Raw genomic sequence first — 9,060 nt, 5'->3', positions numbered from 1 at the left:
TTCCTGTCTCGTTTTCTATCACCTGACGGACTGTACCGATGTCTTCTATCTCTCCTTTATCATTTATGATTTTCAAGGGATCTGTTTCAGAATACTTTGTATACTCTTCATTAGCAATTTTTTGACGTTCATGATCACTATACTGTCTATTCACTTTTTCTCTCCGTTATTATTTTTTCAAATTTAGCCGAGTTTCCTCCACCATCATTAACTAACTTTCCGCTACTTCTATCTTTATTAATAGTGAAAAATACATATAATTCTTCGTCATTATTTATATAAATTTTAAATTTGATCCCTCCCATTGGACTATGAAAAATGGAATTAATATCTATATCATAATTCTGGATAATATTTCCTTCTTCAAGTGCCCCTTTATGCCTCAGCTTTAGGTTATCTTCTATGATCTTTTTGACTTCCTCACCCTTGACAACCCTAACCATCTCGTCTTGTTCTACTTTTTTCATCACCTTGTATCCTCCTATACTTAATCCAACAATAACTAGTAAACTAGCTAAAACGATTCCTATAATTTTTAATGACTTCATGATATCTCCTTTATGTTATTTTACAAATATATCAAGTACTGATTTACTTATAGTATACCATAAAGATTTGTCTGGACTCTCAACTACGTAAACCTTCAATCCTGTCTCGTTTTCAATCACCTGACGAACTGTGCTGATGGAACTTTTTCGAGTTTCTATATAAATATCATTATCAACTTGTAATGTATTATCATATTCTTTTTCAGTAATTAACTTTCGTTCATATTCGCTATACATAGAATCCATCAGTTTGAGTCTCCCTTTAATTTTTCCAGAGGTGGATTACTCCCACCGCCATTTCTTAATTTACCATCACTATCTTTATGTAAGAAAACACTAACTTTATAACTTGAAGAATCATTTATATACAAATAAACAATTATTCCTCCCATTGGATTATGTTCAAAAGAATCAACTTTATATGATTTAATAATTCCTTTTTCTGTTAGAGCATTCGGATCTATTTGCTTTAAGCGCACTTTAAAAATCTCTTTCGCTTCCTCACTCTCTACAATTCTCACCATCTCATCATGTTCTGCTTGTTTCATCACTTTAAATCCTCCTACGCTTAATCCAACGATAACTAATAAACTAGCTAAAACAATTCCTACAATTTTTAATGGTTTCATGATGTCTCCTTTATGTTATTTTACAAATATATCATGTACTGATTTACTTATAGTATACCGTAAAGATTTGTCTGGACTCTCAACTACATAAACCTTCAACCCTGTCTCGTTTTCAATCACCTGACGAACTGTGCCGATTACATTAGGATTGTTATCAGTTCCAATATCAATTGGATCATCTTTCGTATACTACGTATATTCTCTAGCAGCAATTTTTTGTCTATCATGTTCCGTATATTTTTGTATCATTTTTTCACCTTTTTTAACAATTCTGCAAGTTGAGCAGAATAGCCGCCACCTGAATATTCAATTTTTCCGGTAGTGCTATCTTTCTCTAATCCATACATCACTCTTAGTTTTTTATCTGAATTTACATATACTTTAAAATCAATACCACCCATGGGATTATGCTTAATTGAGTCGATATCAATTTCATACGATTTTATTGTACCTTCTTTTGTTAAGGCCTCACTATCTAGATATTTAAGTTTATTTTCAACAATCTTTTTGACTTCCTCACTTTTAACAATTCTCGCCATCTCATCGTGTTCTACTTTTTGCATTACTTTATATCCTCCTATGCTTAATCCAACAATAACCAAAAAACTAGCTAAAATGATTCCTACAATTTTTAATGGCTTCATGACGTCTCCTTTATGTTATTTTACAAATATATCATGCACTGATTTACTTATAGTATACCATAAAGATTTGTCTGAACTCTCAACTACGTAAACCTTTATTCCTGTCTCGTTTTCTATCACCTGACGGACTGTGCCGATATCTTCTATCACTCCTTTATCGTTTATGATTTTCAAAGGATCTGTTTCAGAATAACTTGTATACTCTTCATTAGCAATTTTTTGACCAGAGAGAATCTCTTGTAAATAGGAAAATAAAAGAGTAGATACAAGCATTTTAGGGTGATAAGATGGGTAACCAAAGGCATGATAGAAGGCGTCGAAGTGACAATCTTCCAAGGTATTCACCACTTTTTCAATAGTAAAGACAAGATGATCTTGTGGTAAGAAAGAACTGATTTCTAGTGGTATAGTTGTTTGATTTGTGTTATAGTGAAAATGCATGGGATAGACTTTCTAAATGGTTTATTAAGCAATTCTATTTTACAAAGACTATCGCAACCATGTAAAAAAGCAACGGCAAATCCGTTGCTTTTTTGGAGATAAGGGACTATTGTCCAAGGATCGTTATTTTATATTTAAAGTATAGTTTTTTATTTGGAATTTTGTCTTATCTTATCTCATTCCCATTTGAGAAAGTTTAGTTTGATATTTATTTTGGTCTACTAAGAGTGCCTGTCCTCCATAAACATCATAATCATCTACCCAATCACCTAGTTCTGGAACCGTTAATCTCTCAATGCCATTTTGCGCTCCATCTAGGAAGGATAAACCATTTGTCAATAAGAAACTATAGGGAACATTCGTAGAGGTCATCCCAAAGACCTTACCAAGTGCTTCTGATCCAGTAAAAAGTTTAGTTGGATCCTTGAGTTGCTGCAGAACAGCTGTCAGCACTTGCTGTTGTCTCTTGGTACGACCGTAATCACCTTCATCATCATCACGGAAGCGAGCATAATTGAGCAAGGTTGAACCATTCATCTGTTGTTTTCCGACTTTGATGGTTTGGGTTGGAGACTCTGTTTCTGTAGCATGCAAGTCATCTCCCACCGTAGCTTCGGTTAAAGGTTGACCTTCTAAGGTTGAGAATTTGGCATCAATCGTCACCCCATCAGGGAAGAGAGTGTCAATAGCGGTTGCAAAGGCCTGAAAATCAACCAAGGCATAGTACTTAATGTCCAAGTCAAAATTATCTTTCAATACTTGGCGAACCATTTCTGCTCCTTTTTGGCCTTCCTGTTCCCCTAGTTCATAGGCTACATTTAACTTGTTATCTGTTTGTTTCTTTCCATTGATAATCTTACTATATCCATCAATATAAACTAAGTTATCACGCATGAAGCTGACCAGCTTAATTTTCTTATCTGAGCCACCAACATTTAGTACCATAATAGAGTCCGTTCTCGTCTCAGCACTATTTTGGCCAATCCGTCCATCCGTCCCCATAATCAAAATATTAACTCCATCCTTGGTATCTTGACCATGAAAAACTTCTACTTGAGCTGCCTTAGCATTGGCAGGTTTATTTGGGTCCGCATTTGAATAGCCTTTTAGGAACATAAAAATCATACCAAAACCGACACAGGCTAGAAGGGCAAGCAATCCTGCAAAAATGCGCCCCCAACGAATCTTACGTTTCTTGGACTTAACCTTTGGAAGAGAATGACTTTTCTGGTATTTTTTTGTACGACTTCGGTTGCCATAGGATGGAAGAGGAGACTGATTGATTGGTTCCATAAAAGACTCTTCCATATCGTGATTTTCATTATGAATTTCTGGAGAAGCTTTACTACTGCTAGCCATATTTAACTTACCTTGCAGGTAAGCAAACTCTTTTTTCTCTCGCTCATTGAGGTAATGAATGTTCTTAAAAAGATAGTCATAACGTAACTGCTCGTGATGGTTTAAAGGATTTTCTTTACTCATCTTCTCTCCTTTCCATTGTCTGATATTGGATAAATGGGATAGGCACCCATTACTTTATACTGGATTCCAATCGCTTCTAATTCTTTTTGGGCAAAGTGGACCAAATCCTTATCAGCATAGTCCACATCGATAATGAAAAAGTATTCTCCCAGCGCTGTCTTGAGTGGACGACTTTCAATTTTTGTCAGGTCAATTCCTCGCCAAGCAAAAGTTGAAAGGGCCTTGTAGAGGGCACCGGGAAGGTTGTCAGGTAAGGTCAAGGCCAAACTCATTTTTTCAGTTTGTGCTTGCAAGGGAATGGTTGCACCTTCAGCTCCCAAAACCCAGAAACGTGTGAAATTGGCTTCCATTTCCTGAATATCCTCGGCAATCAGTTCCAAGCCATATTCTTCGGCAGAACTTCTAGGAGCTATGGCTGCATAAGGCTGGTCTGGATGTTCAGAAATAAAACGAGCCGCATAAGCTGTACTAGCTGTTACCTCGATTTGGGCCTCTGGATATTGTTCATCGATGAATTTCTTTCCTTGAGCCAAGGCCTGTGGATGTGAAAAAATCTTTTCAATCTTAGTATGACCTGGAACCACCATCAACTGCTGATGAATAGGCTGAACGATTTCTGCTACTGCTTGAATGCGAGCCTGATGAAAAAGGTAGTCCAAGGTTTCATGAACACTACCCTCGATAGAATTTTCAACTGGCACCACAGAATAGTCCACCAAACCTTGCTCATAGGCCTTGATGACATCTGTAATATTGGCAAAGGCCTGCAATTCCTCCTGAGGAAAAGCTGTCTGCACAACATGGTGTGAAAATGATCCCTTGGGACCTAGATAAGCAATTTTCATCTCAGTTCCTCTATAATTTCCTCTGGGCTTAGCTTGGTCACATCCAAAACCCGACTGGCAACTTCCTCATACCAAGTCTGTCTTTCTTGGAAAATAGCTGCTAATTCTTCCTTGCTATTATTTAGAAAAAGCGGGCGCTGATTGTCTTTATCAGCTGATATGCGTTGGTAGAGGGTGTCAAAATCAGCTTTCAGGTAGATATTATCAGAATTTGTCTTTAGTAAGTCACGATTTCGCTGAGAAATAACCACTCCCCCACCAGTTGACACAACTTGATCTCTTTGTAGTAAATCAGCTAATACTTCTGACTCTACCTGTCGAAAGGCTCCTTCTCCCTTTTCAGCGAAAAATTCCGCAATGGACATACCTAAGCGTTTCTCAATCAGGGCATCCATATCAAGGTAATTAGGGTCCAAACCTCTTGCAATAGTCGATTTGCCAGCCCCCATAAATCCTAGTAATACCTTAGCCATGAATCAAGCTCTCCAAATCATCAAAGAAGCTAGGATAGCTGGTATTGATAGCTTCAGCACGATCAAGCTCCACTTCTCCATCTGCAACCAAGAGGCCCGCGATAGCCGTCATCATGCCGATACGGTGGTCTCCAAACGTATTGACTCTAGCACCATGAAGGGCTGATTTCCCTTTGATAATCAGTCCATCAGCTGTAGGAGTAATATCTGCTCCCATGCTATTTAAGGCGTCTGCCACAACCTGAATGCGGTCTGTTTCCTTGACCTTAAGTTCCTCAGCATCCTTGATAACTGTGACACCTTGGGCTTGAGTCGCAAGTAGAGCGATAACTGGCAATTCATCAATCAAGCGTGGAATCAAAGCGCCACCAATTTCTATTCCTTTCAAGTCAGAAGACTCAACAATCAAGGTAGCAGATTTAGCGACTGGGTCAATTTCAGTTATTTCTAGTTTTCCACCCATGGCACGAATGACATCGATAATACCTGTACGCGTTTCGTTGATGCCCACATTCTGCAGCACTAGACGAGAATTTGGAACAATCAAACCTGCGACTAACCAAAAGGCTGCACTGGAAATATCTCCTGGTACGACCACCTTTTGTCCAGTCAATTTTTGTGGTCCTTGAACTGTGATTTTCTTGCCGTCCACACTTAAATGGCCACCAAATTGTTGCAACATATCTTCAGTATGATTACGGGTGCATTCTTTTTCGATAATAACTGACTGCCCCTTAGCCTGCAAGGCCGCAAACATCAAGGCTGACTTGACTTGGGCAGAGGCAATCGGCAACTCATACTGAATAGGTTTGAGGTTTTTCGTCCCTTTTAAGCTAAGAGGAGGCAGGTCTCGCTCAGTTTTCCCTGAAATGCTGACGCCCATTTTTTTCAGTGGAATCGTCACACGATCCATAGGACGTTTGGAAAGACTATCATCTCCAAACATTTCTACTTCAAAGTCTGCACCAGCAAGAACGCCTGAAATCAGGCGAATCGAGGTGCCAGAATTTCCCATATCCAAAGAATTTTGCGGAGCTTTTAAGCCGTCCATACCTACACCTTGAATGGTAATAACCCCATCTTTATCCTCAATATCAACACCAAGGTCACGAAAAACCTGCATGGTCGAAAGAACATCTTCACCTCGCAGAATATCATAAACCTTAGTCTCACCCTCAGCCAAACTTCCAAAGATAATGGAACGGTGGCTGATAGACTTGTCACCTGGAACGCGAATACTGCCATGCAAGTGGCGAATGTTTGTTTTTAGTTTCATACTGGACCTCATACTTGCAATACTTTTACTTATTTTATCATAAAAAGCCAGAAATTCCTTAAAAATTTCTGACTTTATGATAGTTATTTTCTTATTTTAGCAATTCTGAAACTGGTTCGAAAACAATTTTTTCAATGTCAGAAAGGTAAATGGCCAATTGTTGTTGCTTGGTAAAGAATTCTGACAAGAGGTTATTCCCCTGAATCTGCTTGCCAAAGTTTTCCATCTTCGCTTGGAAGGATGCATCTGGCATTTGACCTGTCTGGGCTAGTCTTTGAATTTCCTCTTGGAAGGCAACATATTCTGTAAAAATTTTGCTTGCCTCAGCATCTGCTGAAATAGCATCTTTAGCTACTTTAACAGCCTTGTATTCTGGTAATTCGCGTAGACCGCGACTGAGTTCGTTTGCACTATCGTAAATATTTGACATGATTTTCTCCTTATTTGATGACGACTGTGTAGTCGGTATTTTCTGTTATGAGATGCTCAGCTCGTTCCAAGTCTTGAGCATTTTTAAATGAAATTTGCAGAATCCCGTGAATGTCTTCACGATTTTCCTCGTTGATATGAATATTGACCAAGGAAGTTCCACGTAGCAATTCCAAGATTCGTAAAATAACGTCTTCTTCATCGGGAACGTCAACATAGAGGTCATAAGAGCTATCTACTCCACCACGCTTATGGATTTCCATGGCCTGACGTTGCTCACGCGCTTGGTTGAAAAAGTTCCAGATTTGCTCTTCATCTCCCTTGCTGATGGCCTGACCAATCGCTTCCAAACGCTCCTTGAAATCCGCAATTCGCTCCAGAATAGTTTCACTATTTGACAAGAGAATAGAAGTCCACATCCCTGGCTCGCTTTCCGCAATCCGAGTCATATCTCGAAAACCACCTGCCGCAAAGCGCCTTGCCATCTTATGTTCTTGAGCATAAACCGCGGTCTGTTCCATGAGACTGGAAGCCAGAATATGAGGAAAATGGCTAATCTGAGAAGTCACACGATCATGCTCCTTGGCATCAATCTCGATAAAACGAGCATGAAGACCTGAAAGCAGATCCTTCATTTCCGCAAGTGTGTCAGAACTTGTCAGGTTCGAAGGCGTAAAGATATAATAGGCATTTTCAAAAAGATTGACATCTGCAGAAGCAGCCCCTGTCTTGTGACTACCAGCCATGGGATGGGCTCCGACGAAGCGAACAGGTTTGCCAGCCAAATATTGCTCCGCCGCATCCACAATGGCTGACTTAGTCGAACCAGCATCTGAGATAATCACTCCTTCTTTCAAGTCCAAGTTAGCCAACTCCTTAATGAAAGCAATGGTCTGTTTGATTGGCAAACTGAGAATAATGATATCTGCCAAAGGAGCAAAACTGGCAAAATCATCCGTTGCACGGTCAATCATGCCTTCTTTCAAGGCGATATCTCTCGAAGCTTGACTGCGATTATAACCCAAAATTTCATAATCTGGATGATCGCGTTTGATGCCAAGGGCCATAGAGGCTCCAATCAATCCAAGACCTGCGATATAGACTGTTTTTGCCATAGGAACTCCTTAATAGTTCTTTGTATAGTCTCGATGTTTTGCCACTGCTTCTTTTAATTCCTCTAGATTGTCTGATGAGAATTTTTCAAGGATTTCTTGTGCCAGAACCGTTGCCACAACAGCTTCCATAACTACACCTGCAGCTGGAAGAGCGGTCGGATCACTTCTTTCAACAGTTGCCTTGTAAGGTTCGTGGGTTTCGATATCCACACTCATGAGTGGTTTGTAGAGAGTAGGAATGGGCTTCATCACGCCTCGAACAACAATAGGTTGCCCATTGGTCATACCACCTTCAAAGCCCCCTAGATTGTTGGTACGGCGAGTATAGCCGTCTTCTTTAGACCAGAGAATTTCATCCATGACTTGGCTGCCTTTACGATAACCAGCTTCAAAGCCAAGACCAAATTCCACCCCTTTAAAGGCATTGATAGAGACAACTGCTTGGGCAAGTCTGGCATCCAATTTTCTGTCCCATTGGACATAGGAACCAAGACCAACTGGAACACCTCCAACAACCGTCTCTACTACTCCACCAATGGTGTCCCCGTCACGTTTGATTTGGTCAATATAATCCTTGATTTCCTGTTCTCTTTCTTGGTTGACAATAGAAACTTCAGACTGGGCAGCTCTTTCCTTAATCTCAGCAACTGTGAGATTCTCAGGAACATCGATTTCCTTGCCACCGAAGACTACAACATGATTGGCAATTTCCATATCCAGCTCAGCCAAGAGGCGTTTGGCTACTGCCCCAACTGCCACCCGCATGGTGGTTTCACGGGCAGATGAACGCTCCAAAGAATTTCTCAAATCGTCAAAACGGTACTTGATCCCCCCTACCAAGTCAGCATGACCTGGACGAGGATGAGTGATTTTCCGTTTGCTTTTAAGTCGCTCTTCAATGTCTTCCGCAGACATAATATCCAGCCATTTTTGGTGGTCCTTATTGATGACATCCATGGTAATAGGCGCCCCTGTCGTCTTCCCATGGCGAACACCCGAAGTAAAGACAACCTGGTCACTCTCAATCTTCATACGGCCACCACGACCGTAACCACCCTGACGGCGTTTAAGGTCCTCATTGATATCCTCTGCTGTCAAAGGTAGCCCAGCTGGAATTCCTTCAATGATAGCCGTCAGACGGGGGCCGTGTGATTCTCCTGCAGTTAAATATCTCATAC

The 9,060-nt window shown here is 40.2% G+C and carries 12 protein-coding genes; all 12 read right to left on the bottom strand.

Features of this window, described 5'->3' with window-relative positions; translation table 11 throughout:
* Positions 1–146 precede the first annotated feature (146 nt).
* Positions 147–548 (bottom strand): DUF1310 family protein, encoded by a 402-nt coding sequence (locus HMPREF2628_RS05475; RefSeq protein ID WP_070842564.1) that lies wholly within the window; start codon positions 546–548, stop codon positions 147–149.
* A gap of 15 nt (positions 549–563) precedes the next feature.
* Positions 564–794 (bottom strand): hypothetical protein, encoded by a 231-nt coding sequence (locus HMPREF2628_RS05470; RefSeq protein ID WP_070842563.1) that lies wholly within the window; start codon positions 792–794, stop codon positions 564–566.
* A complete protein-coding gene (locus tag HMPREF2628_RS05465) occupies positions 794–1,177 on the bottom strand; it encodes a DUF1310 family protein (protein WP_070842562.1) in 384 nt (127 codons plus the stop codon). The genes HMPREF2628_RS05470 and HMPREF2628_RS05465 overlap by 1 nt, the downstream gene beginning before the upstream one ends.
* A gap of 245 nt (positions 1,178–1,422) precedes the next feature.
* Entirely contained in the window at positions 1,423–1,821 is a 399-nt protein-coding gene (locus tag HMPREF2628_RS05460; RefSeq protein WP_061590263.1) for a DUF1310 family protein, read from the bottom strand.
* A 15-nt stretch (positions 1,822–1,836) separates the two neighbouring features.
* Positions 1,837–2,262: a transposase gene (locus HMPREF2628_RS10760; RefSeq protein ID WP_142350502.1), complete on the bottom strand. Its 426-nt coding sequence runs from the start codon at positions 2,260–2,262 to the stop codon at positions 1,837–1,839.
* 171 nt (positions 2,263–2,433) lie between these two features.
* Complete coding sequence (locus HMPREF2628_RS05450) at positions 2,434–3,744, bottom strand: LCP family protein (protein WP_070842561.1); 1,311 nt, start codon at positions 3,742–3,744, stop codon at positions 2,434–2,436.
* On the bottom strand, positions 3,741–4,589 hold the full coding sequence (pheA, locus tag HMPREF2628_RS05445; RefSeq protein WP_070478358.1) for a prephenate dehydratase: 849 nt from the start codon (positions 4,587–4,589) through the stop codon (positions 3,741–3,743). The genes HMPREF2628_RS05450 and pheA overlap by 4 nt, the downstream gene beginning before the upstream one ends.
* Positions 4,586–5,062: a shikimate kinase gene (locus HMPREF2628_RS05440; protein ID WP_049552441.1), complete on the bottom strand. Its 477-nt coding sequence runs from the start codon at positions 5,060–5,062 to the stop codon at positions 4,586–4,588. The genes pheA and HMPREF2628_RS05440 overlap by 4 nt, the downstream gene beginning before the upstream one ends.
* Complete coding sequence (gene aroA / locus HMPREF2628_RS05435) at positions 5,055–6,338, bottom strand: 3-phosphoshikimate 1-carboxyvinyltransferase (RefSeq protein WP_070842560.1); 1,284 nt, start codon at positions 6,336–6,338, stop codon at positions 5,055–5,057. Before aroA ends, HMPREF2628_RS05440 begins: the two co-directional genes overlap by 8 nt.
* A gap of 91 nt (positions 6,339–6,429) precedes the next feature.
* Positions 6,430–6,768, bottom strand: coding sequence for a YlbF/YmcA family competence regulator (locus tag HMPREF2628_RS05430; RefSeq protein ID WP_070842559.1), 339 nt, complete (start codon positions 6,766–6,768; stop codon positions 6,430–6,432).
* A gap of 10 nt (positions 6,769–6,778) precedes the next feature.
* On the bottom strand, positions 6,779–7,882 hold the full coding sequence (locus HMPREF2628_RS05425) for a prephenate dehydrogenase (RefSeq protein ID WP_070842558.1): 1,104 nt from the start codon (positions 7,880–7,882) through the stop codon (positions 6,779–6,781).
* Positions 7,883–7,891: 9 nt separating this feature from the next.
* On the bottom strand, positions 7,892–9,058 hold the full coding sequence (gene aroC / locus HMPREF2628_RS05420) for a chorismate synthase (RefSeq protein WP_070842557.1): 1,167 nt from the start codon (positions 9,056–9,058) through the stop codon (positions 7,892–7,894).
* Positions 9,059–9,060 lie beyond the last annotated feature (2 nt).

This window comes from Streptococcus sp. HMSC063B03 (assembly GCF_001836965.1).
Taxonomy (GTDB): domain Bacteria; phylum Bacillota; class Bacilli; order Lactobacillales; family Streptococcaceae; genus Streptococcus; species Streptococcus pneumoniae_F.
This window is presented reverse-complemented; position numbering and strand designations above follow the sequence as displayed.